The organism is Erysipelatoclostridium sp. An173 (assembly GCF_963931465.1).
In the GTDB taxonomy this organism is placed as follows: domain Bacteria; phylum Bacillota_I; class Bacilli_A; order Erysipelotrichales; family Coprobacillaceae; genus Thomasclavelia; species Thomasclavelia merdavium.
The window spans coordinates 1,922,695-1,948,980 of the sequence record NZ_OZ007017.1; the positions used below are offsets into that span (position 1 = coordinate 1,922,695).

24 protein-coding genes are annotated in these 26,286 nt (G+C 29.2%); 5 read left to right on the forward strand and 19 right to left on the reverse strand.

Translation table 11 applies throughout. The features are described 5' to 3' along the window. Nucleotides 1-12 precede the first annotated feature (12 nt). Both pcp and ABGT36_RS09635 read left to right on the forward strand, forming a co-directional pair. Nucleotides 13-654, forward strand: a complete 642-nt coding sequence (gene pcp, locus ABGT36_RS09630) for a pyroglutamyl-peptidase I (RefSeq protein WP_087299116.1) — start codon at nt 13-15, stop codon at nt 652-654. Then, complete coding sequence (locus ABGT36_RS09635) at nt 654-1,076, forward strand: gamma-glutamylcyclotransferase family protein (RefSeq protein ID WP_346677741.1); 423 nt, start codon at nt 654-656, stop codon at nt 1,074-1,076. Before pcp ends, ABGT36_RS09635 begins: the two co-directional genes overlap by 1 nt. A gap of 217 nt (nt 1,077-1,293) precedes the next feature. Here the strand turns inward: ABGT36_RS09635 and ABGT36_RS09640 are convergent, their stop codons facing one another. From ABGT36_RS09640 to ABGT36_RS09650, 3 genes are all read right to left on the reverse strand, one after another. Then, complete coding sequence (locus ABGT36_RS09640) at nt 1,294-7,524, reverse strand: beta-N-acetylglucosaminidase domain-containing protein (protein WP_346677742.1); 6,231 nt, start codon at nt 7,522-7,524, stop codon at nt 1,294-1,296. A gap of 240 nt (nt 7,525-7,764) precedes the next feature. Further along, the gene (locus ABGT36_RS09645) at nt 7,765-8,109 is read right to left on the reverse strand and encodes a helix-turn-helix domain-containing protein (RefSeq protein WP_158095182.1); all 345 of its coding nucleotides are present in this window, start codon (nt 8,107-8,109) and stop codon (nt 7,765-7,767) included. A gap of 172 nt (nt 8,110-8,281) precedes the next feature. Next, the gene (locus ABGT36_RS09650) at nt 8,282-9,181 is read right to left on the reverse strand and encodes a LysR family transcriptional regulator (protein WP_087299126.1); all 900 of its coding nucleotides are present in this window, start codon (nt 9,179-9,181) and stop codon (nt 8,282-8,284) included. A 101-nt stretch (nt 9,182-9,282) separates the two neighbouring features. Here ABGT36_RS09650 and ABGT36_RS09655 point away from each other — a divergent pair, with 101 nt between their 5' ends. Both ABGT36_RS09655 and ABGT36_RS09660 read left to right on the forward strand, forming a co-directional pair. Next, entirely contained in the window at nt 9,283-9,852 is a 570-nt protein-coding gene (locus ABGT36_RS09655) for a chromate transporter (protein ID WP_087299128.1), read from the forward strand. Further along, nucleotides 9,849-10,412, forward strand: coding sequence for a chromate transporter (locus ABGT36_RS09660; protein WP_087374035.1), 564 nt, complete (start codon nt 9,849-9,851; stop codon nt 10,410-10,412). The genes ABGT36_RS09655 and ABGT36_RS09660 overlap by 4 nt, the downstream gene beginning before the upstream one ends. A gap of 20 nt (nt 10,413-10,432) precedes the next feature. Here ABGT36_RS09660 and ABGT36_RS09665 read toward each other — a convergent pair whose 3' ends face one another. The 11 genes from ABGT36_RS09665 to ABGT36_RS09715 all read right to left on the reverse strand — a co-directional run bounded on the left by ABGT36_RS09665 (nt 10,433) and on the right by ABGT36_RS09715 (nt 20,579). Beyond that, nucleotides 10,433-11,593: a hypothetical protein gene (locus ABGT36_RS09665; protein WP_346677745.1), complete on the reverse strand. Its 1,161-nt coding sequence runs from the start codon at nt 11,591-11,593 to the stop codon at nt 10,433-10,435. A 191-nt stretch (nt 11,594-11,784) separates the two neighbouring features. Continuing rightward, a complete protein-coding gene (locus tag ABGT36_RS09670) occupies nt 11,785-12,840 on the reverse strand; it encodes a type IV pilus twitching motility protein PilT (RefSeq protein ID WP_087299134.1) in 1,056 nt (351 codons plus the stop codon). A gap of 1 nt (nt 12,841) precedes the next feature. Continuing rightward, nucleotides 12,842-13,213, reverse strand: coding sequence for a hypothetical protein (locus ABGT36_RS09675; RefSeq protein ID WP_300627605.1), 372 nt, complete (start codon nt 13,211-13,213; stop codon nt 12,842-12,844). Between the two features lies 1 nt (nt 13,214). Continuing rightward, nucleotides 13,215-13,571: a hypothetical protein gene (locus tag ABGT36_RS09680; protein ID WP_308698718.1), complete on the reverse strand. Its 357-nt coding sequence runs from the start codon at nt 13,569-13,571 to the stop codon at nt 13,215-13,217. A gap of 9 nt (nt 13,572-13,580) precedes the next feature. Next, the gene (locus tag ABGT36_RS09685; protein WP_300627603.1) at nt 13,581-14,030 is read right to left on the reverse strand and encodes a DUF4860 domain-containing protein; all 450 of its coding nucleotides are present in this window, start codon (nt 14,028-14,030) and stop codon (nt 13,581-13,583) included. Continuing rightward, nucleotides 14,023-14,322 (reverse strand): hypothetical protein, encoded by a 300-nt coding sequence (locus ABGT36_RS09690; protein WP_087374025.1) that lies wholly within the window; start codon nt 14,320-14,322, stop codon nt 14,023-14,025. Before ABGT36_RS09690 ends, ABGT36_RS09685 begins: the two co-directional genes overlap by 8 nt. 10 nt (nt 14,323-14,332) lie before the next feature. Continuing rightward, nucleotides 14,333-15,361 (reverse strand): type II secretion system F family protein, encoded by a 1,029-nt coding sequence (locus ABGT36_RS09695; protein WP_346677749.1) that lies wholly within the window; start codon nt 15,359-15,361, stop codon nt 14,333-14,335. Between the two features lie 12 nt (nt 15,362-15,373). Next, the gene (locus ABGT36_RS09700) at nt 15,374-16,270 is read right to left on the reverse strand and encodes a transglutaminase family protein (RefSeq protein WP_300627597.1); all 897 of its coding nucleotides are present in this window, start codon (nt 16,268-16,270) and stop codon (nt 15,374-15,376) included. A gap of 243 nt (nt 16,271-16,513) precedes the next feature. Further along, nucleotides 16,514-18,352: an ABC transporter ATP-binding protein gene (locus tag ABGT36_RS09705; protein ID WP_239404319.1), complete on the reverse strand. Its 1,839-nt coding sequence runs from the start codon at nt 18,350-18,352 to the stop codon at nt 16,514-16,516. A 17-nt stretch (nt 18,353-18,369) separates the two neighbouring features. After that, nucleotides 18,370-20,100 carry an ABC transporter ATP-binding protein gene (locus tag ABGT36_RS09710; protein WP_087299150.1) on the reverse strand — a complete coding sequence of 577 codons (1,731 nt, stop codon included), beginning with the start codon at nt 20,098-20,100 and terminating at the stop codon, nt 18,370-18,372. Nucleotides 20,101-20,135: 35 nt separating this feature from the next. Continuing rightward, nucleotides 20,136-20,579, reverse strand: a complete 444-nt coding sequence (locus ABGT36_RS09715; RefSeq protein WP_300080715.1) for a MarR family winged helix-turn-helix transcriptional regulator — start codon at nt 20,577-20,579, stop codon at nt 20,136-20,138. A gap of 193 nt (nt 20,580-20,772) precedes the next feature. Between ABGT36_RS09715 and ABGT36_RS09720 the strand changes: the two genes are divergently transcribed. Beyond that, nucleotides 20,773-21,945: an MFS transporter gene (locus tag ABGT36_RS09720; protein ID WP_346677752.1), complete on the forward strand. Its 1,173-nt coding sequence runs from the start codon at nt 20,773-20,775 to the stop codon at nt 21,943-21,945. On the opposite strand, the gene ABGT36_RS09725 is transcribed toward ABGT36_RS09720, so the two are convergent. The 5 genes from ABGT36_RS09725 to ABGT36_RS09745 form a co-directional block, all read right to left on the reverse strand. Further along, entirely contained in the window at nt 21,942-22,517 is a 576-nt protein-coding gene (locus tag ABGT36_RS09725) for a sugar O-acetyltransferase (RefSeq protein WP_346677754.1), read from the reverse strand. The genes ABGT36_RS09720 and ABGT36_RS09725 overlap by 4 nt on opposite strands. Continuing rightward, nucleotides 22,507-22,974, reverse strand: a complete 468-nt coding sequence (locus ABGT36_RS09730; protein ID WP_346677756.1) for an RbsD/FucU domain-containing protein — start codon at nt 22,972-22,974, stop codon at nt 22,507-22,509. The genes ABGT36_RS09725 and ABGT36_RS09730 overlap by 11 nt, the downstream gene beginning before the upstream one ends. Before the next feature lie 88 nt (nt 22,975-23,062). Beyond that, nucleotides 23,063-24,055, reverse strand: coding sequence for an ROK family protein (locus tag ABGT36_RS09735; protein ID WP_346677757.1), 993 nt, complete (start codon nt 24,053-24,055; stop codon nt 23,063-23,065). 82 nt (nt 24,056-24,137) lie between these two features. Beyond that, nucleotides 24,138-25,787, reverse strand: a complete 1,650-nt coding sequence (locus ABGT36_RS09740) for a Na/Pi cotransporter family protein (RefSeq protein WP_346677759.1) — start codon at nt 25,785-25,787, stop codon at nt 24,138-24,140. Between the two features lie 132 nt (nt 25,788-25,919). Continuing rightward, nucleotides 25,920-26,213 (reverse strand): PTS sugar transporter subunit IIB, encoded by a 294-nt coding sequence (locus ABGT36_RS09745; protein ID WP_087299164.1) that lies wholly within the window; start codon nt 26,211-26,213, stop codon nt 25,920-25,922. Nucleotides 26,214-26,286 lie beyond the last annotated feature (73 nt).

Sequence of the window (26,286 nt, forward strand, 5' to 3'; positions counted from 1 at the left end):
GAGTGATTTTAAATGAAAATATTAGTTACTGGTTTTGATCCATTTGGTGGGGAAAAAATTAACCCTGCTATTGAATCAGTTAAAAAATTACCAGATGAAATTGCTGGTGCCAAAGTTATTAAATTAGAAATTCCTACTGTTTGTCATAAATCTTTAGAAGTAATTGATGAAGCAATCGCTAAATATGACCCTGATGTAATTTTATCAATTGGTCAAGCTGGTGGTCGTCCTGATATTACTGTAGAAAGAATTGGAATTAATATTGATGACTGTCGTATTCCTGATAATGCTGGTCAACAAATTATTGATGAACCAGTTTATCCAGATGGTCCTGCTGCTTATTTTAGCAACTTACCAATTAAAGCAATGGTAGCACGTATTCAATCAAAAAATATCCCTGCTTCTGTTTCAAATACAGCAGGTACATTCGTATGTAACCATGTACTTTATGGAGTAAGACATTTAGTAGAAACTAAATATACTGGTAAAAGAAGTGGATTTATTCATATCCCATTTTTACCACAACAAGTTATCGACAAAAAAGGACAACCTAGTATGAGTTTAGATACTATCGTTGCTGCTTTAACTGCTGCTATTGAAGCAATTGTTGATACTAATGAAGATTTAAAAGTGACAGGTGGGGCAACACATTAATGGTTAAAATATTTGTTTACGGAACGCTTAGAAAAGGTGTTTATAATTATGAACGTTATTTAAAAGGTAAAGATACATATCGTTATAATGGATATATTAAAGGTAGTTTAAAAACAATTAAAGAAAAAATCTATCCAGCATTTTTACCTGAAGGATCTAATTTAGTTATTGGAGAAATTCATGAAGTTGATGAAACAATAGCAAAAACTTTAGATGAATTAGAATGTTATTTTGGAAAAAATAACCCTGATAATGAATATAATAAAGAACTGCTTGATGTTTATAATCAAGATGGTGAAAAAATCGATCAGGCTTATGTTTATGTTTTCAATATGACTAATCCAATTAACAAAACAATAATCGGTGATGAAATTGAATGTCATGATTATGTTGAACATTTAAAAAATATTAAAGCTATCTAATAAGTATCTTAAATGATGCTTTCCATACTAAAAAAGAAGTAAAGCTTGTTTACAAGCAATTACTTCTTTTTTTTCATATCCAATTATTAATTTTCACTTTCTTGATGTCTAATTTAAATTTTAGAAAAACTAGATATCCCTATAAGTACATCAAATAATATTTTTACCAATTAAAAAGGACCGAAAACATTCTTTCGATCCTTTTACTATTTAGTTATTATTTAATAACTTTTCTTCTTTTTACAAAAGTACCCATTAAAACAGCTAATGACATCAATAATAAAGATGGTAAAATTACCGCTGTATCGCCAGTTTTAGCTGATGATGAAGAATTAGTTGTATCTTTATCACCAGTTGCTTGTCCAGGTTGTTCTGGCTGTTGTGAGCCATCATCAGGATTCATTGATTTTAAGACTTTATCTAATGCAGCTTGTAAATCAATTGCATATTTGTCAACTTTTTCTTGATCATTGATTGTTAATGTGTAATCAATACTAGCAATCAAGTCATTTAATTCTTTTACTGCTGCTTGATCAAATCCAGATAAATCAGCTGGTATTCTATCTAATACTTCTTGAACTTTACTATAATCGGCACCTTTAAATTTAAGAGCTTCTTGAGCTTCTTCAAATATTGTTTTAGCATTTGTGAAATCTTTTAATGATACATCATCACCTAAATTAGCTAAATTATCGTAAGCATCTTTATAAACTTTATAACTATCTTCAGTGTATAAAGCTTCATCTTTTAATTCAATATTGCTTAAATATTGTTCATATTCTTTTTGACCACTTAACTCTAAGCCATTAACAGCATCAATTAATGTTTCTAACATTGTTTCAACATCATCTTGACTACCATCAACTAATAAAAGTTTAGCAGTAGCTAATGTTTCACTTACTTTTTGATAGCTTGCTTTTGTATATAATGTAGCATCAATTTTTTCTACTTCACTAATTCTAGCTTTTAATACTTCAACATTTACTAATGCCGTTTTAGCATCCGTAATTAATTGAATATATTTTGCATACTTACTTTCATCTGTTAAGTTTTTAGCTTCATTAACAATATTCATTAAATCATTATAAGATTTTTCAGTATATTTGTTTTTATCAACTGCTTCAGCATCCTTAATAACTTCATCTAATGTTGCTTTAGAAGTTTTCAAGTTCGATTTTGCTTCACGAATAGCTTGAATTTGTTCTACTATTTCTTCAGTTGTAGCAGTTTCAATGATTTCTTTTGCTTTTTCAACAGCTTTTTGATAAGCTGCAAATGATTCTTGTTCATATAAATCACCATCATATGTTGCAAATTCATCAATCAATACTTGTAATGTTGCTTTTGCTGAAGCTTGCAGTTTAGCTTTTGCGTCATTATAGGTATTTATTAAACTTTCAAAAGTTTCTGGTGAAACTCTTTCTTCTTGACTTGAAGCAGCTTTATCTTTATCAATAGCTTCTTTTAAATCAGCTTTTGCTTGATTATAAGCTTCAAGACTTTCTGGTGAATAAACATCATCAATAAGTACTAATTCTTCTTCTACAAGTAATTGTGCTTGTTCTCTAAAGGCTGTACTATAAACTAATTCTGATTGAGCTTTTTCAATTGCAGCTACTAATTGTTCACCATCTTCTTTACTTAAAAGATCAGGATTTTCTAATGCAGCTTGTGCAGATAAAATTGCTGAATTATAAGCATTATAAGAAACTGTTGTATAATATCCTTTATCATTAGAAATAGCATTATTTACTAAATCACTTAATTTAGAATCAGTATATTTTTCTTCACCATTATTAATTGCAGTTTTTAATACCCCTAATGCTGTTTCAACTGTAAATTTTGAAGCATATTCATTTTCATATATTTCTTTTGCAGCATTATATGCATTTTGATAATTTTGTAATGAATCTAATGTCCAATTAGATGTATCAATATTTTCATCTAATAAAGCTTTTAAATCAGCTTTAGCATCAGTAGCATCTTCGGCAGTTTTATACATAGCAATTTCTAAAATTTCAGGTATTGAATCTTGCCATGATACTTGGATATCTTTAAACATTACTCCTTCAGGTATTACAAATTCACTAATTGTCTGATTCAAAGAACCTAAATTAATTTCTTTTACAGTTCCTTCACTATATACATGAGCAATAACTTGGGCATTACTAATTGTTCCACTTTGAACAATACGAACAGTTCTTAAATCAACTGGTTGAGAAACATAATAAGTAAATGAGCTATTTGCTGCAGTTGATTTGTATGAAGTAGAATAATCTTTATCAATCATATTTGAAGGAATCTCACCTGGTTCTTCAATTGCTTCACTAATAATATCTCTATTTGATTCAGGAGAAATATAAGCACCACCATTGATTTGGATTTCATTAAATCCAACCCAACGATGTGAATAAGTAGATGTTGGTGTAACTCTTATATAACGTCCATCAACATTCAAATCAGTTGCCTGGGCATACATATAACCTGGATTTTGGCTATCATGATATAATGTTATATCTTGCATATCTTTAGCTACAGTATCATCCCAGACATTTTCGACTGGTTTACCAACATGTAAAACTTTTGTCCATGTCTTATTATCAACAGATACTTCAAAATCAGCATCACGAATATAATTTAATTGACTTTCAGTAATATAATATCTAATTGATTCAAAATGAATTGTTTGTCCTAAATCAAAAGTAATATGTTTTCCTTGTTCTTGAGGGCCATTGATCATTCCAATTGTACTTAAATCACCATCAAAAACATTATTTACAGTTCCGGCAGTACGCATATCGTTTGAAGTTTGCTGATTAGCAAAATCACTTGTAACAGTTTTTTCACCAATATAATCAAATACTACTTCGAATTTACTTAAATCTAATACTGCTTTTTGATCATTTGGATTAACAATTCTAACATAACGTCCATCACTAGCAGTATCAAAATTACTCCATTCAATGCCATTTTTAGATACTTCTAAACGACAACTTTCTGGAAGCGTTAAAGCTTCAATACTAGTAATATGTTTGATATTCTTTAAATCAATTCCAATATATTGATCTTTTGCAAGTGTTACATTTCCTGGTGTTAACCAAGCGGTATTACCTTCTAAATTAGATAAAATTGATGTATTATCAAGATTTGTATATAAATAATCTTTGCTACCTGATTGACTAACTTCTTCAACTGTAAATTCACTGAATTTACCCCAAGAACCTTGATTAGCAAGATTTCTAATTCGAATATAACGAGCTTTTAAACCGTCTAATTTAATATCGATAGTATCTTTGCCACTGGCATTACCCTTATAGTTATCATAGCCATCAATAGCGGTCCATGTATTATTATCTAATGAAGTTTCAATTGCATAATTAACAAGTTTATCACCATTGTCATTACCAACAACTATATGAACACTCTTTAATGTAGCAACCTTTCCAAAATCATATCCCAAATAATCACCAGCTAAAAAGTCATCGCCAGTTGAATTTCCATCACCATCAGGATCATACCAGACATAAGTATTATCATTACCATCATATAATCTACTTTCTGGTCCCTGATATACTTTCCAGCGTTGTGTTTTAATTACATTGTATTCTAAAGGTGTAGTTCCACTATCATCTTGAACATCTACTCTAAATTCACCTACACGCCACCAGATACCAGCAAACGCATCATTATGAATTCTTAAAGCAGTAGTTTCAATATTTTGATCTGATAAGTCAAATACTTGTTCTTGCTGGTTAGTAACATCACCAATAGTAATCCAGTTACCTTCATCATCTAAGTATTGTAATGAACCATCACTAATTACATCACCACTAGCACTACCACCTTGAGCAAAATGAACAGAACTAATTTTTTGTTTTGAGTTAAATGTATAAGCTAGATATGATCCAGCTGGTAATTTATCTTTATCACTACCAGAAGCAACTGATAACCAAACCTCATTATCTGAACTATTACCGTTTTGTCCATCAGATAAAACATCAAAAGCAGTACCGTTCATTCGATCACGATTTGTAGAATATTCACCAGTTACTTCTTCAGCATCACTTTTTTGATTAATTTGGATTTCATGAACATTCAAGTATGCATCTAACTCATTATCAGCAGTTGCAATTAATCTAATTCCCATTGCTTCAAAATTTTCAGGTAAGTTTTCTTTTTTGACATTCACTTCTAAATACTGATTTCTAACACCGGTAAACTGATTATCCATATCAACTAGCTCAAGATCTTGCCATTGTTTACCATCAGTTGTGTATTGCAATTTTGAAGCTTCAAAATGGTTTTTACCATTTCCTAATAAAAATCTAATATTTTCAATTTTAATATTTTTATTGTATTTTACCCCTACATAATCACCTTTATAGATCCATACCGGATTGCGATAGCTAACCATTGTTCCATCATCGCCGTCAAATACATTTTCGCTGCTACCTACTGGACTGTCACTACGATTAGTAATAAATGTAGTTACTACTTTATCAGGATCCATTGCAGTTTGAGCATATTGTGATACATAAGTAGCTAATGTGTTGATAAATGGCACAATATGTTGAACCCCTACTTCTGCATATTCAATGTGATCTACATAATTAAATCCATGTGTTTTAGAACGATCAAATGCCGTTTTACCAGCACTTTCATATTGTAAAATACCATTAGTATCATTATTTAAAACAGCTTTAACTCCATTTAAATAAGCGATAGCTGCTTCAGTTGTATCATCCCAGCAATCTAACCAGTAAACAATTTGACTCGCAATATCACTGTTACCAGCTTGTAAACGATAAGTTTTAGCTGCTGATTGTAGAATTTCAAATTCATCGATCATACTATCAATATCAGCTTCGCTTAAAGTACCATTTTCTAATTTACTTTTAAAACTATTTAGCTTTTCCTTTAATACTACAGATTCCTCTAATGCTGTAACACGACTATCCATCGCCTGATTGATCATATGTTTTGATAGCTCTTTTAAAGCATTAGAAGCATCAGTTTCAATTGCGGAATTATGATCAACATATTTAAATGAATCTTCCCAGGTAGCATTAGCTTCCTCTTTTGAATCCCAAATATTCCATGAATAGCAGGCATTACCAAAAATCGCTACTTTACTAGGCTCAGATTGTTGCATTGGATTTAAGACAATACCTTGGATATTTTGGGGATCAACACCTGGTTGTAAAAATGTTTCATAACCACCCATGATTAAATGTTTTTTAGAGTTATCAGTACATGGCCAGTTAATCCACATATATGGACCACGTCCAACATTATTAGTAAATGTTGATGTGAAATTATTAGAAACTTCACCCCATACTCTTCCACCAGTCATAACAATTTGAACATTATCGGGAAAATCACGATAATAATCTTGACCTGTACCACCATACTCTACTGGACAAAATGGTAATGTTAATTTTAAATCTGGATATTCAACCTGCATTTCTTTTAACCAGGCTGTCATATCTTCCAATAATCTTTTATAGTTATTACCACCTAAATCTCCAGTATTATTATAGTTAGCAGCATCATCAGCTAGGATAGCTATTTGTCTAACTCCAGCTTTGATTACTTGCTCGAATTTAGCTTGTAATATTGCTAAATCATTACTATATTGGCTTTGTGTAAAACTAATTGGGCTATTCATAAATGGATGTAATGCAAAAACAAACCGACATTTTGACTTGTTACCAGCTTCAGCCAACGGTTTTATTTTATTTTCAATTTCTTCATCGCTATAAAGTTCGCGCCATTTTGAATTATGCTTTGGATCATCTTTTGGAGCATAGAAATAAGAATTTAATTTATAATAACCACCCCAAGTCATTAAATTAACACGATCTTGTGTTGACCATGGATTACCATAATATCCTTCGATAAAACCACGGCTAGCAACATTGGCATAATCTTCAATAGTGAAATTTTTGATAGTTCGACTATCTAGTTGTCCCACTACCATATATAATGTAGTCAAACCATAAAAAGCAGCATCACTATCTTTTCCTAAAACAACAATTGTCCCATCATTAACTTGTAAATAATACGCATCAAGATTATCAAATAAACCATTAGAATATTGACAATTTTCTTGAACATATTTATCTACATAACCATTGGAACCATGAATACCAACTAAGATATTAGTTGTCTTAGCTTTAATTTCATTAGAAGTTGTAATTGATAAGTTTTTTAAATCAGTTACTTCTTGTAAACGATTTTTAGTATCTTGATCAATACCATCTTCATATACAACATTAACATTATCTCTTAAGATAAAATCACCAGTGCCATATGTTATACTTTGCGGATTAGGATATATTTCATAACCATCATCAGTTGCTTTAACAACATTAGCATTAGCAAATGTACATAAAATCATCGCTAGACAAACTACAATAACTGATATTTTTTTAATTCGTCCCTTCATTCGTTTCCTCCTTTTCTTAAAATTTTACATCATATAATATTAGCCCTAAAAAAACATTAACCTTTAATTCATCAAAAGTCAATGTTTTTACTAAAATATCAGTTGTTTTTTACTTCTTTATTTAGTTTAAAACAATAATTTAGTTACTAAAGTTTTACTCACAAAAAAAGTATTTTAGAATCACCTAAAATACTTTTATAAATCATTAAAATAAATTTTCTTCAATTAGCTTACTAAAAACTAATGATTAGCAGCTATAAACTCACTAAGCATAAAATCAATTGTTTTCAAAGCAATCTGTTTTTGATTATCTTGACACATAGATAACTGAACTGCCATCTTTTGTAATTCGATTTTATAATTATCATTTAAATCAGCATAAATTATATTATCTAACGAAATATTCAACTCTTTAACGATTGCTAGTACAACTTCAAAAGAAGCATTGATCTTACCACTTTCAATATTAGCAATATGCCGTCTAGAAATTCCTGTTTTATCTGCTAAATCCTGTTGGGTTAGATTACGTTCTTTTCTTTCCTTTCTAATTGTTTTTCCTAATACTTCGGTTATTTTCTTTGCCATATAAATCACCTCAACCATTTTTATTTACCAATTAATCACAAATAAACGAATTATTTTTCATTATAAACAATTAATCTACTTTATAATAGCACAATGTTTTTAATTTGTTATTATTTTGTGATTATTTATTTAAAAATCACCGATTTATAACCACAATGAAAAAGATTTAAAACTACTGTTTTAAATCTTGATGATACTTGCCAAATTCTATACAAATATTTATAAAATCATTAATTATCGTTGAAACGTTTTTACGATAATGATAAATAACATGATATTGTCGTTTTATTTGTAAATCTGGAACAATAACTTCTTTAATACTACCTTGTTTTAAAGCTGATTTTACTAACATATATGGCAAACAAGCAATTCCCAAGCCATATTCAACATTTTTTATAATAGCTTGACTACTAATACTTTCCATCGCAAAGTTAATTGGAATCTGCTTAGTTTGAAAAACACTTTTTAATAATGTATTAACAGAACTACCTTTTTCTCTTGTAAAGAAAGGATATTTAACCAAAGTAGATAAATCAATATTATTCTTATTTAATAATTGATGGTCTTTACTAGCTATTACTGTTAGATAATCAGTCATAAATGGAATTTTAATAACATTATTACTTTCAGGCTGTGATTCGATAATTGCAATATCTAATTTATTTTCTAAAATCTGTTTTTCTAAAACTTTAGTATTATTAACATAAGTTATTATTTTCAATTCTGGATAGTGGTCTTGTAAAGATTTTATGACATTGGGTAAAACATAGTGACTATTAGTAATACTGCTACCAATTTTAATAACTCCATTTTCTTTGCAATTTTCCATTTCTTTTTCCATTTGTTCAAATAAATCAACAATACTAATGGCATATTCATACAATCGATCAGCATGAAAAGTTGGATATATTTTTCGATTCATCCGATCAAATAAAGTGATTTGATAATGATTTTCAATTTCCTTAATTACTAGACTAACTGCTGGTTGTGCTAGATGTAATTGATTAGCTGCTTTAGTGATACTTTTTTGTTCATATACTTTAATGAATATCATCAAATGTCTTAACGTCATAGTTACACCTCTATACATAATTATTTTATTATCTATATTATATAATAATATTATTTTACTTATATATCAATTAACTATATAATATTTTCGGAGGTAATAATATGTCTAATAACACAGCTAAAAAATTAAGTACATTATTTTTTTCAACGCTCTATCTTAGTGCTTTTACATTTGGCGGGGGCTATGTAATTGTAACTTTGATGCAAAAAAAGTTTGTTAAAGAATATCATTGGATTGATGAAGATGAAATGCTGGATCTAATCGCAATTGCTCAATCAGCACCTGGAGCAATTGCTGTAAATGGAGCAATTGTTGTTGGGTATAAAATTGCTAAAATTCCTGGCGTAATTATTAGCGTTATTGCAACTATCATCCCACCATTTTTAATAATCTCAATTATTTCCTTGTTTTATAATGCTTTTAAAGAAAATCAAGTAGTTGCATTAATGCTTGAAGGGATGCAAGCTGGGGTTGGTGCAGTTATATGTGCCGTAGTAATCGAAATGGCTACAGGTATTTTAAAAGAGAAAAATCCTTTATATGCAATAATAATGGTTATTGCATTCATTGCAAATTACTTTTTTAATGTCAGTGTTATTCTTATTATTATTTGCTGTATCCTTTTTGGTCTTTTCTATACTCTTTATAAAGAAAGAAGGTTACCACAATGATTTTATGGCAATTATTTTTAAGCTTTATTCAAATCGGGACCTTTAGCTTTGGTGGCGGTTATGCCACAATGCCCTTGATTCAAAACCAGGTAATTGATTTATATCATTGGTTAAGTTTTAGCGAATTTACAGATTTAATAACAATTTCCCAAATGACTCCTGGACCAATCGCAATAAATTCAGCTACTTTTGTTGGCATCAAAATTGCAGGAATTCCTGGTGCTATAGTAGCTACTGTTGGCTGCATTTTACCATCATGTATTTTAGTTACAGTTATTGCTTATTTTTATTTAAAATATCGTCATTTACAGTTATTACAAAATATTTTAAAGTATTTACGTCCTGCAGTTGTATCTTTGATCGCTACTGCTGGAATTTCTATTTTAATTTCAGCCTTTTTCAATAATAATGATCTTAGTCAAATCAAAATACAAATGATTATTATTTTTGGTATTTGTATATATTTACTATTAGTAAAAAAAGCTAATCCAATCTATGTAATGGTTTTAGCAGGAATTTTAAATGTTAGTCAGTTTTATTTATTAAGCTATATTCTTTAAAAAACGCTATTTGCGTTTTTTTATATTATCAATTTTAATTCACTTGTTAATTTAAAACCAATAGCTTTACCTGCCTTTACAAAAGCTTCATCAATATTTTGTAGTAGTATTTTGGCGCTTTCAATATTAGAACAATTTAAAATAAGTGCAAATTGCAATTGATTCACTTTAGAAAAAACGTCACTACTTTTTAAATTCTCATTAATAACCTGCTTTAAAAGAAGGTGTCCTTTTTCTATATCGGCCTCTTCTTTTTCTTTTACTAATGTTAGCAAAGCTAAAACCTGAGGCTGCATCGTTTGTTGTACCATTCTGCAAGTGTATTGATAAACGCTTTTAAAAAGATCATAATCTAAATACAGCGCATTTTTATTATCGTCATGATTAAGATAATTATCTAATTGATCGATATTCATTGATAAAAGTGATTGTTTATTTAAAACAAGATTATAAATATTTTTTAAATTTTGACTTACTTCTAGACCATATTTACTATGGTAGTAATCAACAACCCAATGATAAAAAGATAAGGCTTCATTATAATTACCGCAGTTATAATAGGCATTTAGTTTAATTTCATAAAACATCATGTCATCAATATTTTTATTACAGATATCTAATATTTCTTTATTCATTTTATATTGGTTTAAAACTATTATTGTATCATCAATAGCATCAATAACTTTTTGTTTTATAGATTTATTAAGTTCAAATACCCAGCTATTATAATTAAAATCCGGTAATATTTCCCCTTGATAAAGACTAACCATCTCTAAACAAAACTGATATTTTCTAATTGGGTCATTTTCTAATTTTATTTTTTTGCTTAACCTGATTATCGGCTCATAATCAACCTGACATTTAATTTCTAAGTTCCAATAATAACTCCGCCCTTTAGCTTTAATACAATCAACGGGAAAGTCAAATAACATTCTCATTTCTTTTCTAACTCGATAAACCAGATTTCTAAGTGCTCCTTCAGGTTTATCAGCATCACCATTAGGCCAAAGTAAAGTTATTAATTGTTGATTATTAATCGCTAAATTCCGGTTTAAAATCAAATATATAAGTAATAACTCAACTTGAGCACTGCGCTTTTTTTCTTGAGGAAATTCACTTGTTTTATTATAAATTTTTAACTTACCAAAGGTATTGACTTTAAGGATTTGTTTTTTTACCATTTTTACCGCCTCAATCACAAAATTATATCATATAACATATTATATAACCGATTTATAACCAAAACAATATAATTCAATAGTTATCTAATAATTTTGTGATAAAACAATCATAATCATTTCCTTGATTTCTATAACAAATCTTTAAATTATAAAAAAAACATGAACCTAGTTAGTTCATGTTCGCTAAATTATCATAATCGTCTTTCTACTATTTTAGGATTAGTAGCATACATCAATGCTGTTTCCTTAGAAATTTTTCCTTGTTTATATAATTCAATTATTGCTTCATCCATTGTAATCATTCCAAGCTGGCGACTATTAGAAATAGTACTATCAATCTGATGGGTTTTACCATCTCGAATTAAAGTTCTGATTGCCTGATTACAAATCATAATTTCAAAAGCCGGTATCATTTTACCATCAACACCAGGTAATAATTGTTGACAAATAACGGCATTTAAAACCATTGCCAGCTGCACTCTAATTTGCTGCTGTTGGGATGCTGGAAAAACGTCAATCATCCGATCAATTGTATTAGCAGCACCTACTGTATGTAAACTTGAAAAAATCAAATGACCGGTTTCAGCCGCTGTTATGGCAATATCGATTGTCTCTAAATCTCTCATTTCACCAACTAGTATAACCTCTGGCGCTTCTCTTAGCGCTGCTTTTAATGCTGCAACATAATTTTTAGTATCGTGAAAGACCTCACGTTGTGAAACAATACTTTTATTATGAGAATGCAAGTATTCTATCGGATCTTCAATTGTAATAATATGCGTATTTCGCTTTTGATTAATTTGATCAATAATACAAGCAAGTGTCGTTGATTTGCCACTACCTGCTGGTCCAGTAACTAAAATCATTCCTTTCTTTTGATTGGCAAGATCACAAACAATTTCTGGAATGTGCATTTTTTTAGGATCCGGCAATTCAAAGCGAACGATTCTTAAAACTGCTGCACAAGAATTACGTTGCCGATAAGCATTTACTCTAAATCGCCCAATATTAGGAAGTGAAAATGAAAAATCATCATCACCGCTAGCCAAAAAATTACTAAAGTCACGATTATTAGCTAATTGATAGATATCTTTAATCATTTTTTCAGTGTCTAAAGGCATTAAACGAGTATCATTATACTTAATTATTTTACCAGCAACTTTAATTGCACATGGTGATCCGGCAACAATGAAAATATCCGAAGCATTCCTTGTTACAATCTCTTTTAATAATTCTTTTATATCCATCTTATTCCTCCAGATTAATCGTTTTTAAACCTATAAGCTGTAATTCACTATTTTGAATATTAAATGATAATTGTAGAATCTGATTTTGATTAATTTTTTCTTCCATTAAATAAAGATCGGTATCTTCTTGATAGATAACATCAGGATTAGTATTTAGACCATTTAAGTCAAGTTGATAAAAGCGTTTTAACAAACTGCTTTCGCTTTGATAATATTCACTTATAAACTCAGCCTGTCTAATTGTTGATTGATAATAAGAATTGCATCGTAAATATGACAATATCGCTAATATACACATTACCAAAATAACAAAAATCATAAAAATACTAATTGCCCCAATACTTAAGCGGATTGATTGTTTATTTTTATTCATACTACTTTCCTTTTAAAACAAATGGTAATTCACTAATTAATTGATTATCACTTTTTATAATTACTTTTCCGCTTAAAAAATCATCTTCAAATTTCACAATTACATTTCCACCCTGGTAATAGTTTTCATTAACTTTTTTTAGTCCAAATATTTCTTCAATATTACTTTGATAATCTGCTTGTAAGGTTTCTACAATACTTTGAGCTTTTAACATATCATTTTGAAGCTGTGTTGTTTGAACCTGTTTATTTTTAGCTTTTACTATAAAAGAAGCACACACAGTTGTAGAAGCGGCAAAAAAGAGAATTACAATAATTATTTCCATTAAAAATGCAAATGAATGAACTTTAGTTTTCATAACTGCCCCCTATCCATGTACATTAATACTAATTTGTTTTTGCAAATCATTTTTTTCAACAACAAATTTAAATAACCGATTATTTTTTTCAATATAAAAATTATCTAATAAAAATAACTTGTCGCCTTTTTTTAAATCAACTGAATAATCATTAGTTATATATAATTCTTTTAAATAACCATCATCAAAGTAAATATATGTTTTAGTTTGATCCGTTTTTATTTGTAAACATGTAATGTTATCAACTATTACTGTATCAATTGCATCACTATTATCAGCAGCTTTTATTTTTGTATTTAAATAAGCTAAAGGCATGATTAAATCATCTTCATTTTGACAAGTCTGATTTATCATCTGATATCCCCGTATTTCATAAGCAATAACAAAAAACGAACCAATTACAAATAATAAAAACAACGATAATGAAAAAATTATATGAACATTTTGATGCTTATTCATAATTTTGCTCCTTTTGCCACACTTTAATAAATGGCTCTAAATTAGCTCCTTCATAATAATAAACAACCTGATATTGCTCATCATTTAAAAGTAAACCATAATTTTCCTTTAAATACTCGATATCAGGAGGATAACGTCCTTCAATACTGTAACACTTTAAACATAACTGACTAATTGTATCTTCAATTCGCTTTAAATCTACACTTTGAGAATAATTTAAAGCCTGATTAAAACTAGTAACTATCACTCCTAAAAGAACAATAACAATGATAAACTTAATAATATTCCGCATACATATTTACCTATATCGAAGCCATGATACTAATTAAAGGCAACATAACTGATATTAAAACAACACCAACTATCAATGATAAAAAAGCAACAATTGAAGGTTCAATAATATTTAAAAAACGTCCAATAGCCTCACTGACTTCATCTTGAAAATGATTAGCGAGCATCGTCATAATCTCATCAATTTGACCAGTTTTAAAACCAATTTGAATCATACTTAATGGCATTCCCTGATATATTTGGTATCGTTTGATTACAGTGACAAAATCTTCGCCATTAGCTAAATCTTGATTACAATTGACTAATTTTTCCTGTAATTTAACATTATCAATCAGTTTATCAACATATTTCATTGCCTCTTCAAGATCGTAGCCACTTCCCACAAATAAAGATAGAGCATAAGTAATTTGTGCTTTATTTAACGAATCTGATAGTTTAGAACCAAAAAATGATTTTTGCATTAAACTAGATACTATATTAATGCTCTTTGCTTTTTGATAAAAATACACTCCAACAATAATAAAAACTAAAATAAGCAAAATTATAAAACATATTAATGAAAATATTTGTCCAAATTCCATAAAAGTATTGGCAAAACTAGTTAAATCACTACCTAAACTTCGCAAAACACTTTTAAATACTGGTAAAACTTTAAATACAATCACACCAACAACAACTACCATCATTATTAGTAAAATAATTGGAAAAACCAGGGCTTGTTTTAATTTATCAGTAATATCATCAATTCTAAAATAATAATCACTTAATGAAGCCATTACTGCATCCATGTTACCGCTTGTTTCACCAATATTAACTAAATTAATCATATATTCATCAAATGCTTCATTTGCTTTAAGGGCATCACTAAAGCTACATCCTTCATCTATACTAGCAACTAGATTTTCTAAAACATTTTTAATATTATCATTATCAATTTCTTCACCAATCATCATAATTCCTTGGTGTAGACTAAATCCTGATTTTAAGATCATCGCCATCTCTCTACAAAACAAGTATTTTTCATTCACTGTCAACTTCATCTAATCTCCCCTTTAATAATATAATGTTTGAACATATTGACCATCATAATCATATTTAGAACTAGCAAAAGTAGGATCCATGATCGTCCACGTTTTTTTATCAATAAAAATATCTGGATTTACCCAGCCTTGACCTTCTAAATATACCTCAACCCAGGCATGATATTCATCACGATCAGTTCCCCCACAAATTAATCGTGCAGGAATATGATTAATTCTGAGCATTGCAACCATCATTGATGCATAATCAAAACAAATGCCTTTTTTTTCTTTAATTAATGCTTCCAAATCAGGAATTAAATATTGCTGCTTAGCTAATTTAGCTTTATCTTTATCATAAGTTAAATAACCAGCAACAAATTCATAAATAGTTTTAATTCTCTGTAAATCATTTTCGTCATCTTTAACAACATCAACTGCAAGAGTAGTAATTGTATCACCAGGATGATAATTGATTAATATATTCGGATATAAAAAGGGACTTAATTCGTTTTTTAAAATAACATCTATTTCTACACTTTGCTTAATAGCATACTTAGTACCTTCAATATTCTCTAAAATCTTAATTACATATTTACCACTACCAAGTTGCAAAGGATAACTAGTACCTGTTAAACTCATTAAATCATAATTATATTTAATTTCTCCTTTACTAATTTGAATTTTGATTTTTTGACTATTAGCTGCCTTTAATGTTGCAACTATATAACCTTCATTAACATTAGAATAGTCAACTGTAGCAACATCACTATCTAAAACTGCGATGTTAGATGCTTGTGGATATAAAATTTCATTTACTGTATAGCTGCTAGAAGCTGGATAGTCACTAGGATAATTATTTTTTTCACTAAAACATCCTACAAGAAGATAAGATAATATTGTGATAATTAATATAAATTTTTTTGACATTATCTAATCCTCCTCATCCCTAATTATACACTTATTTATAATTTAATAAAATAAAAACGCTTGAATTATCAAGTGTTTTTATAAAAAAATATAAATTGATATATTTTATATTTTGTGATTTAATTATGATAATAAAATAAATAAAAAACTGCAACAAAATTAGAGAATTTTAGTTACTCTAAAATGTTGCAGTTTTATAATATACATTAATGCTATTTTTGCTAATATAAACTTTTTACTATATTAATCCATTTCAATAGCACCAGTATATAACTGGTAATATTTACCTTTTTCTTTAATTAATGATTCATGGTTACCACGTTCAATAATACGTCCAGCTTCCAATACCATGATACAATCACTATTTTTAATAGTTGATAAACGATGGGCAATTACTAAAGTAGTTCTACCTTTCATTAATCCATCCATACCAGCTTGTACTAACGTTTCTGTACGAGTATCAATAGATGATGTTGCTTCATCTAAGATCAATGCTGGTGGATTAGCTACAGCTGCACGAGCGATAGCAATTAATTGGCGTTGCCCTTGTGATAAGTTAGCCCCATCACCAGTAAGCATTGTATTATATCCATCAGGTAAATGTCTAATGAACTGATCAGCGCTTGTTAATTTAGCAGCTGCAATACATTCTTCATCAGTAGCATCTAATTTACCATAACGGATATTATCCATAACTGTTCCAGTAAATAAGTGAGTATCTTGTAATACGACCCCTAAAGAACGTCTTAAATCAGCTTTTTTAATTAATTTTATATCGATACCATCATAAGTGATTGTACCTTTTTGAATTTCGTAAAAACGGTTGATTAAGTTTGTAATAGTAGTTTTACCAGCTCCAGTTGCCCCAACAAAGGCAATTTTTTCACCCGGATTAGCAAATACATTAACATCATGTAAAACCATGTGATCATCATTATACCCGAAATCAACATTTTCTAAACGAAGATCACCTTCCATTTTTACTAATTCAATTTGACCATCTGGCCGAGGATGACGCCATGCCCAATGTCCAGTATGTTCTTTTGTTTCTACCATTTGACCATCGACATATTTAACACGACATAGTGTTACAATACCTTGATCAATTTCACTTTCTTGATCTAATAATTCAAAAATACGTTCTGCCCCTGCTTGAGCCATTGCAATAGAGTTAATCTGCATTGAAACTTGTCCAATTGGATTATTGAAGCTTCGATTCAATGTCATGAATGTTACTAATGTCCCAATAGTTAATGAACTATCATACCCAGATAAAGCTAAGATAGCCCCTACAATTGCACAAATGATATATGACATATTACCTACTTGAATGGTAACAGGCATTAAGACGTTTGCAAACTTATTGGCATTATATGAACTTTCACGTAACTCTTCATTTATTTTTCTAAATCCTTCAATTGCTTTTTCTTCATGATTAAAAACTTTAACAACTTTTTGACCAGAAATCATTTCTTCAATGTATCCGTTAACCTTACCTAAAGTTTCCTGCTGTTTGACGAAATAACGACTAGATAAACGTCCAACAGATCTAGAGATAAATAAAATTACACAAACCATTACAACACTAATTGCTGTTAATGTTAAATTCAATGTCAACATTGATACAAATACAGTGATAATTGTAATTAAACTAGATGTCAATTGTGGTATAGATTGACTAATTAATTGTCTTAATGTATCGATATCATTAGTATAAACAGACATGATATCACCGTGAGTTGTTTGATCAAAATAACGAATCGGTAAAGATTCCATATGTTCAAACATCTCAACACGAAGATTTCTTAAAAATCCTTGGGTTACATTAACCATAATTCGACTAAACGTAAATGAAAAGATAACCCCTGCTACAAAGAAACAAGCTAATTTAGTTAAAGCATTAGCTAAATCAGAAAAATCAGGAACAGCTTGTTTCATTAATGGTACGATATATCCATCAATTAAAGTTTGCATAAACATTGTACCTTGAACAGTACAAATAGCTTGTCCAATAATACAAATCAATACAATAACAATATGTATACCATATTGCTTAAATAATTTACTAAAAAGACGAAACATGACACTTTTATTTTTCATTATGCTTCCTCCTTCCCTTTAGTTTGGGTTTCATAAATCATTCGATAAATTTCATTAGTTTCTAATAATTCTTCATGTGGTGCAAAGGCATCAACAATACCATCATTTAAAACAATGATTCGGTCAGCACTTTGAACACTAGATACACGTTGAGAAATAATAATTTTTGTCGTATCTGGAATTCTTTCTTCAAATGATTGTTGAATACTTGCATCAGTTGCAGTATCAACAGCACTTGTTGAATCATCAAGAATCAAGATTTTTGGTTTTTTAAGTAATGCTCTGGCAATACATAAACGTTGCTTTTGTCCTCCAGATACGTTAGTTCCCCCTTGTTCAATATAAGTATTATATTTATCAGGGAATTTTTGAATAAATTCATCAGCACATGCTAAACGACATGCTTCTTCACATTCTTCTAAAGTTGCATTTTCATTACCCCATCTTAGATTTTGTAAGATTGTACCACTAAATAAAACATTATTTTGTAATACCACAGCAACTTCATTTCTTAATACTTCTAAATCGTATTTTCTAACATCTTGACCACCAACTAATACACTACCACGATCAACATCGTATAGACGGCTAATCAAGTTTACTAAACTACTTTTAGCACTACCAGTTCCCCCGATAATACCAATTGTTTCTCCAGATTTAATATGAAGATCAATATCTCTTAATACTGGTTCACCAGTTCCATGTTTATATGAAAATGTAACGTGATTAAAATCAACAGCACCATTTTCTACAGTAGTTAAGGCACTTTCAGGTGACACTAAGTCAGATTTTTCATTAATTACTTCAGCAATACGACGACCTGAAGCAATTGACATTGTAATCATAACAAATGCCATAGATAACATCATTAATGACATTAAAATATTCATAATGTAGCTAAATAAAGTTGTTAATTCACCAGTAGTTAAAGATCCGCCAACAACAGATTGAGCCCCTAACCATGATAAAAGCAAAATACATCCATAAACAGATAACATCATTGCTGGGTTATTTAATGCTAATACTGCTTCAGCTTTAACGAACAGTTTATAAATATTTTGAGCAGCTTTTTTAAATTTGTTATTTTCGTAATCTTCTCTTACAAATGATTTTACAGCTCTAATTGCTACAACGTTTTCTTGAACACTTTCGTTTAAATCATCGTATTTAGGGAACACTTGATTAAAATAACGAGTAGCTGTAACCATAATGAAACCTAAAACAACAATTAAAAAGATCATTGCTCCTACGAAAATTAAACTTAAATCACCATTGATCATAAACGCCATTGTTAAGGCACAGATTAAGTTCATTGGTGCACGAATACACATACGAATAATCATTTGATAAGCCATTTGTACATTGGTAACATCTGTAGTTAAACGAGTAACTAAACCAGCTGTACTATATTTATCAATATTTGAAAACGAGAAGCTTTGAATATTAGTATACATTGCATCCCTCAAATTAGCAGCAAAACCAGTTGAAGCTTTAGCAGCATATTTACCAGCTAAAAAACCAGTCGATAATGTACCAATTGCAATAACAAACATGATTAAACCGTATTTATATACTGCATTGATATCGCGATTACTAATCCCATCATCAATAATATGAGCCATAAATAATGGAATTAAAATTTCCAGGATAACTTCAACAACAACAAAGAAAATTGTTAAAAGTGAATCCTTTTTATATTGTTTAATTTGTTTAAATAGTGTTTTTACCATATCCTAACTCCTTTCACAAAAATTTTTTTGATAACTTATAAACTTTCATTTAAATTATCAATTAATTTGTCGCAAAGTTTTAAAAATGTCTCTACTTCGCTTTCAGATAAACCCTTTATCAATATTTTATCAAGTTCGTTCATTTTACGACTTAATTCCTGATTAAATTTTAAGCTTTTTTCAGTTAAAACAATCTTTTTAAGTCGTGCATCATAATCAACCGGGACTCTGGAAATCATCCCGTTTTTACACATCAATTTCAACATTTCTGATGTAGTTGAACGATTGATTGAAAACTCGGTCTCAATATCCTTTTGAAAAGTATCTTTTCCAGCGTCTTGACGGTTTTGTAAAAAACCAAGAATCCAGGTATGCATTAATGTAGCTCGATCAGGACGTTGACCAAAAAATTTATCCATTGACCTTTTCATCAAATTATTAATTATTTTTATTCTGCGGCCTACAGGATCACTGTACATTATTCACCCTCCTTTAATTCGGTTACGAACTTTATTGTTCGGATACGAACAAATGATAGCATAGATTTTTTTTATTGTAAAGAGTAAATCTAATGATAAATTAATTTTTCAAAATATAAAAAAAACTTGCCTATTTTAATAAAATATTTATTAATAATATCAGAAAATTAATTATTATAGAAAGGACACTATCATGCAACTAAAAACAAGATATAATTTACTCCATTTATTCTATTGGTTTGCTTATTGTTGTATCAGTGGATTTATTGCTATTTTCCTACAATATTTAGGCTTATCTAATACTGAAATCGGGATTGTTACCGGTATTTCTTGTATTAGTACTATTTTTATTTCACCATTTATTTCATCATTAGTTGATCGAATAAAAAATCTTACTATAAAAAAATTAACTGTTTATATTACAGTTGGTGTTGGTATCGTTTATTTAATTTTAAGCTTTATAAAAATGCCTGCTTTTATGGCAATGATTTTGTATATATTAATGTACGCTTTGATGCTATCAACTGTTCCTTTGCTTACTATGATTGCCATGAACTACATTAATGATGGTTTATATGTTAATTTTGGATTAGCTAGAGGAATTGGTTCAGCTTCATGGGCTGCTAGCGCTTTTGTCTTTGGACAAGTTATTTCTTTTGTTGATCCTTGGATTTTATCAATTGGTTATTTTTTCTTTATTGCTTTAGCACTAATTTTATTATATACCATGCCTGAACAAAAGAATGTTAAAACAACTAAAGAAAAACAAGGTTCCGTTTTACAAGTAATTAAAAACTATAAAATTTTATTTTTCTTACTACTTGGTTTTTGTTTCATGTTTGCAGGAGCTACCACAATTGGTACTTACCTAATCAATATTGTTACTAATCTTGGTGGAAACACTTCATTATATGGGGTATGTATGTTTTTCATGGCTTTTAGCGAACTGCCAGTTATTACTATGGCTCCTCGCTTAATGAAAAGATTCAATAGTGTTACTTTAATTGTTCTTGCTTCTGTTTTTTATCTTTTAAGAAACTTTACTATTTGCTTGGCGCCTAATTTAATTATTTTAATTATTGGGATGATGTTTCAAGGACTATCTTATGGTTTATTTACCGGTGTCATTACTTATTATGTTACTTATAATCTTGATGCTAAAGATCAATTGGCCGGTCAAACATTAATTGGCATAATGACATCAGGAATTGGTTCAACTTTAGGGAATGTATTAGGTGGTATTTTACAAGATACTTTTGGTTTAGATTATATGTTTATGTTTATTTACATAGTTACAATAACTGGAGCTTTGATTATTTTTACAACTAAAAAAATAAACGATAAAAAGAATTTAGCAGCTAGCTAAATTCTTTTACTTTGATCAATTTCTTTAATAACACGCGCTGGTACACCGATGGCTAAAGAATTATCAGGAATATCTTTAGTAACAACACTTCCAGCTCCAATTACACAGCCGCTACCAATCTTTACACCAGGCATAACTGTAACGTTAGCCCCAAACCAGCAATTATCACCAATTGTTATTGGTAAAGCTCGTTCTAATCCCTGATTTCTACTATGATAATCCATAGCATGATTAGCTGTATAAAAACCACATGATGGTCCAATAAAAACATTATTACCTACCGTTATTGTAGCACCATCCATGAAGTAGCAATTAACATTAATAAAAACATTTTTGCCTAACTTAATATTAATGCCATAATCGCAAGTAAACGGACTTAATAACTCTAATCCTTCTGGTTTTTCTCCTAAAATTTTTTCAATAATTTCTAGACGTTTTTCAATCTCTTTAGGACGAATCTGATTTAATTGAAAACATAAATCCTGTGCTTCAAGACGCTCATTGACTAGTTGGGTATCATTATTAGGATCATACCACATTGCCAGTTTCATTTTTTCTTTTTCAGTCATCATCTTTTAACCCCTTTTTCAACCATTCCATTGGAATATCAGCACTTGGATATCCCGCTATTAATATTGCTTGTCCATGAATACCATAGTCACCAGTTTGTACTACTGCTTTACAACGATCACGCATTTGATAATATTCTGGAATATAATGCATCACATGAATATTTTCTTTTCCTAAATATTTTTCTACTACCTGATAATCTTTTTGATTCAATTCAAGCATATCTTCTGTAACAATAGCCCCTTCAAAATCACCACATTCAACTAACGTTGTAAAAACATCTTGAAATGAAGGCGAACCAGTTACTACACCTAAATCTAAATATTTGACATCTGGTGATAATGGATATAAAGCTTTAGCTGATGTACCACTGCCTGCATCAGCAATAAATAACATTTCACCATGGCGAATACTTGCAACAATTGCTGCTAAACGCTCATTTAAGATTCTTTTCTTCATATTGGCACCTCTTTATTAAAAGACTTTTAATTAATATATATCACAATAAAGGAAACGTCAATACATTTATTAAAAGATTTTTAATAAATCACTCATCCAGTAAATATCTTTGTCCAGTATATTTTATGATTCCATTAAAAAAATCATCAATACAATCTTCACAATAAATAATTTTAGCCATAAACTTTTTAGGAATATACTGCAAACAGATTTCTTCCATTAATTTAAGATTTATTTTTTCTAATGCTTCACCAGTTATTACTATATATGCCGGATTAATAATTGTAGCTAAAGTAGCTAATGCTAATGCAATATTATTTTCGTCATAGCTTATTCTCTTTTGATCATGATGTTTTAAAAACTCAAAAATTGGCAAATAAATAATTTCACCTGCAATATTATTATGTCCCTGTAATAATTCGCCGTTAATCACACTACCACAACCTGGTCCACTTTGCTTAGGAAAGGTAACATAACAAACATCCTTTTTATCAGTTAGTTTATCATAAAAACCATATGCACAATAATTCATTTCATTTTTAACAACCGTTTTGATTCCAGTTGCTTTTTCCACTTCTTCTTTTAAATTAAGATTTTTTAATTCAATAATATCTGATTCAATTACTATATCTTCAAAGACAATTGATGGTACTCCAATAGCAATAATAGTAATTTTTTTATCTGATGATATAATTTGTTTTATTTTTTCTATTAAAACATCAATATTTGTTAAATCGATTATCTCTTGATTACTCTTTATTACTTCAAATAAAGAATTATTTATTTGATAATAGAAAAAGTTTTGTTCTTGTTTTCGAGCTAAAATAATACTTAATGTATGAAAAAATTCTGGATTTAAAATATAAGTAACTGTAGGACGACCTTTTTTTAAGACGACAGTTTCTTTTTCAATGACAATATTTTGTTCTTTAAAACCATTTAAAATATTTCCAATCGTTGCAAAAGTTAAGCCAGTTTTATTTGATAACTCTCTTTTAGTTACCGGTTTACCTAACGCTAAGTATTTATAAACCAGTCTGTCATTTTGTTCTCTTAATTTTCCAGTTCCAATTCTTTTCATAACCCACCTCTTATATCAATATAGCATTTATCAAAAGCACTATCAAACTTTTATACAAAATAAAAAGGCTGCCAATTACAGCCTAGATTGTTGTTAATACATCTTTTATTTCATTAAATGCATTAGCAATATTTACACCATGTTCACCTACACGTTTAAAATCAATCAATGTCTCAGTAAACAAAGCACTATTTTCTGGGGTACATTTTTTATCACGTAAGCGTAACATTTGGTTATATGAAAATTTACTTGTTTTTTCATCAATGATTGTTTCTAAAGAATCTACTTTATGAATTAATGTATCTGGATCATCAATGTTTACAGTATTTAATCTTTTTAAAACACTCATTGTTAAATCATTCATCTCATTAATTTCCTGCATTGCTTCACTTGAAAAACTGTTTTGATTTTCATTCAATTTTTTAGCACGTTTAGCGATATTGATAGCATGATCACCAATTCTTTCTAAATCACCTGCTGTTTTTAAAAACAGTCCAATTGATTTAGAGTTTTCAACTGGTAATTCTGAAGATATTGCTAGTGTTGTAAATTCGATTATTTCTTTATTTAAATAATCAATATAATCTTCAGTATCAATAATTTTATCAAATTTCTTTTCATCCCAATTAACCAGGATTGAAAAAGCCATTTCTAAATTAGTTTTTGCTATTGTTAACATATTTTGAATTTCATTGAATAATTGTCGATTAGCGATTGCACTAGTTCCAATATGATAATCATTAACAAAAATCGTTTTATCTAAATATTTAACTTTCTTGATTTCAATATCTTCATCTCTCTTTGGTAAAAGTTTATATGATAAATCAACTAATTGTTTACCAAATGGTAATAATAAAATTGTTGTTCCAATATTAAAGATCGTATGAACATTAGCTATTTGTGCGGGAACATTTCCTGGTGTCAAAGAAGCAACAATATCGGCAAACGGGAACAATAAACTGATCGTTACAAAGATAATTGTTCCAATAATATTGAAAGACAAATGAATAATTGTTGTTCTTTTAGCATTTTTGCTAGTACCGATACTAGCTAACACTGCAGTTATACAAGTTCCAATATTTTGTCCAAATAATACATAGATAGATGACGATAAAGTAATAACGCCACTTTTTGCTAAAGCAATTAAAATCCCAACTGAAGCTGAAGAGCTTTGAATGATTGCAGTAAAAATAGCTCCAACTAATATTCCTATTAAAGGATTTTTAAATGTTGATACAATATTGACAAATTCTTTAGAATCTCTTAAAGGCATCATTGCCCCAGACATCATATCCATTCCCATAAATAAAATTCCTAAACCAGCAATAATTCCACCGATCATATCTAATTTTTTATTTTTAAAAAAAGCAATTAACGCAACACCAACAAAAGCAATTAACGGTGCTAAAGCACTAATATCAATAACAATTAACTGCCCAGTTATTGTTGTACCAATATTAGCACCCATAATGATCCAAACCGCATTTTTAAGTTTCATTAATCCTGCATTAACAAAGCCAACCGTCATAACAGTTGTTGCCGATGATGATTGAATAACTGCTGTTATTAAAGCACCAACTATAACTCCTAAAAAACGATTAGTAGTTAATTTTTCTAAAATTGTTTTCATTTTATTACCGGCAGCTAGTTCTAAACTATCTGACATCATTTTCATTCCATATAAAAATAATGCTAAACCACCTAATAAACCAAAAATATCTGTAATTTCCATTCTTATCTCCTAATTATATTTTTGCAATCCCTAATAATTTAACATAAAATTAAGATAACACAAATATTCTTAACAAATTCTTAACTTTTTTGCATAAAAAAAGAGTTAACATAAGTTAACTCCTAAATATTATTATACACTAATTGCTTCATCTAAAACTTTTTTAGCATTAAAGTTCCTAAAGTCATCTTCACTAATTAATAAAACTGGTACACCTGGATTAGCTAAATCTTTGAATTTCTTAATTGAACCTGCTAATTGTGGAGTAACCAAAATTAAATCTGCCTGTTCAATAGAATATTCAACTGCAGTTTCTGCTGCGGCCCAAACAATAATTTCTAAGTTACGCTTATCCGCCTCATCTTTTAAAGCAGCTGCAAACATATTAGAAGTAACACCAGCTGTACAACATAATAAAATTTTCATAAAACGACCTCCTTTTTTATTAATATAATTGTATCATATATATTTATTTTACCATATAAAAAAGCCCAGATTC

Bases quoted from the DNA above. Each gene is read 5' to 3' on its own strand.
- ABGT36_RS09640 (WP_346677742.1), bottom strand. From the start codon at position 7,524: ATGAAGGGACGAATTAAAAAAATATCAGTTATTGTAGTTTGTCTAGCG.
- ABGT36_RS09690 (WP_087374025.1), bottom strand. From the start codon at position 14,322: ATGCGGAATATTATTAAGTTTATCATTGTTATTGTTCTTTTAGGAGTG.
- ABGT36_RS09730 (WP_346677756.1), bottom strand. From the start codon at position 22,974: ATGAAGAAAAGAATCTTAAATGAGCGTTTAGCAGCAATTGTTGCAAGT.
- ABGT36_RS09665 (WP_346677745.1), bottom strand. From the start codon at position 11,593: ATGGTAAAAAAACAAATCCTTAAAGTCAATACCTTTGGTAAGTTAAAA.
- ABGT36_RS09635 (WP_346677741.1), top strand. From the start codon at position 654: ATGGTTAAAATATTTGTTTACGGAACGCTTAGAAAAGGTGTTTATAAT.
- ABGT36_RS09655 (WP_087299128.1), top strand. From the start codon at position 9,283: ATGTCTAATAACACAGCTAAAAAATTAAGTACATTATTTTTTTCAACG.
- ABGT36_RS09720 (WP_346677752.1), top strand. From the start codon at position 20,773: ATGCAACTAAAAACAAGATATAATTTACTCCATTTATTCTATTGGTTT.
- ABGT36_RS09660 (WP_087374035.1), top strand. From the start codon at position 9,849: ATGATTTTATGGCAATTATTTTTAAGCTTTATTCAAATCGGGACCTTT.
- ABGT36_RS09700 (WP_300627597.1), bottom strand. From the start codon at position 16,270: ATGTCAAAAAAATTTATATTAATTATCACAATATTATCTTATCTTCTT.
- pcp (WP_087299116.1), top strand. From the start codon at position 13: ATGAAAATATTAGTTACTGGTTTTGATCCATTTGGTGGGGAAAAAATT.
- ABGT36_RS09695 (WP_346677749.1), bottom strand. From the start codon at position 15,361: ATGAAGTTGACAGTGAATGAAAAATACTTGTTTTGTAGAGAGATGGCG.
- ABGT36_RS09705 (WP_239404319.1), bottom strand. From the start codon at position 18,352: ATGTTTCGTCTTTTTAGTAAATTATTTAAGCAATATGGTATACATATT.
- ABGT36_RS09685 (WP_300627603.1), bottom strand. From the start codon at position 14,030: ATGAATAAGCATCAAAATGTTCATATAATTTTTTCATTATCGTTGTTT.
- ABGT36_RS09710 (WP_087299150.1), bottom strand. From the start codon at position 20,100: ATGGTAAAAACACTATTTAAACAAATTAAACAATATAAAAAGGATTCA.
- ABGT36_RS09745 (WP_087299164.1), bottom strand. From the start codon at position 26,213: ATGAAAATTTTATTATGTTGTACAGCTGGTGTTACTTCTAATATGTTT.
- ABGT36_RS09650 (WP_087299126.1), bottom strand. From the start codon at position 9,181: ATGACGTTAAGACATTTGATGATATTCATTAAAGTATATGAACAAAAA.
- ABGT36_RS09735 (WP_346677757.1), bottom strand. From the start codon at position 24,055: ATGAAAAGAATTGGAACTGGAAAATTAAGAGAACAAAATGACAGACTG.
- ABGT36_RS09740 (WP_346677759.1), bottom strand. From the start codon at position 25,787: ATGGAAATTACAGATATTTTTGGTTTATTAGGTGGTTTAGCATTATTT.
- ABGT36_RS09670 (WP_087299134.1), bottom strand. From the start codon at position 12,840: ATGGATATAAAAGAATTATTAAAAGAGATTGTAACAAGGAATGCTTCG.
- ABGT36_RS09725 (WP_346677754.1), bottom strand. From the start codon at position 22,517: ATGATGACTGAAAAAGAAAAAATGAAACTGGCAATGTGGTATGATCCT.
- ABGT36_RS09680 (WP_308698718.1), bottom strand. From the start codon at position 13,571: ATGAAAACTAAAGTTCATTCATTTGCATTTTTAATGGAAATAATTATT.
- ABGT36_RS09645 (WP_158095182.1), bottom strand. From the start codon at position 8,109: ATGGCAAAGAAAATAACCGAAGTATTAGGAAAAACAATTAGAAAGGAA.
- ABGT36_RS09715 (WP_300080715.1), bottom strand. From the start codon at position 20,579: ATGTACAGTGATCCTGTAGGCCGCAGAATAAAAATAATTAATAATTTG.
- ABGT36_RS09675 (WP_300627605.1), bottom strand. From the start codon at position 13,213: ATGAATAAAAATAAACAATCAATCCGCTTAAGTATTGGGGCAATTAGT.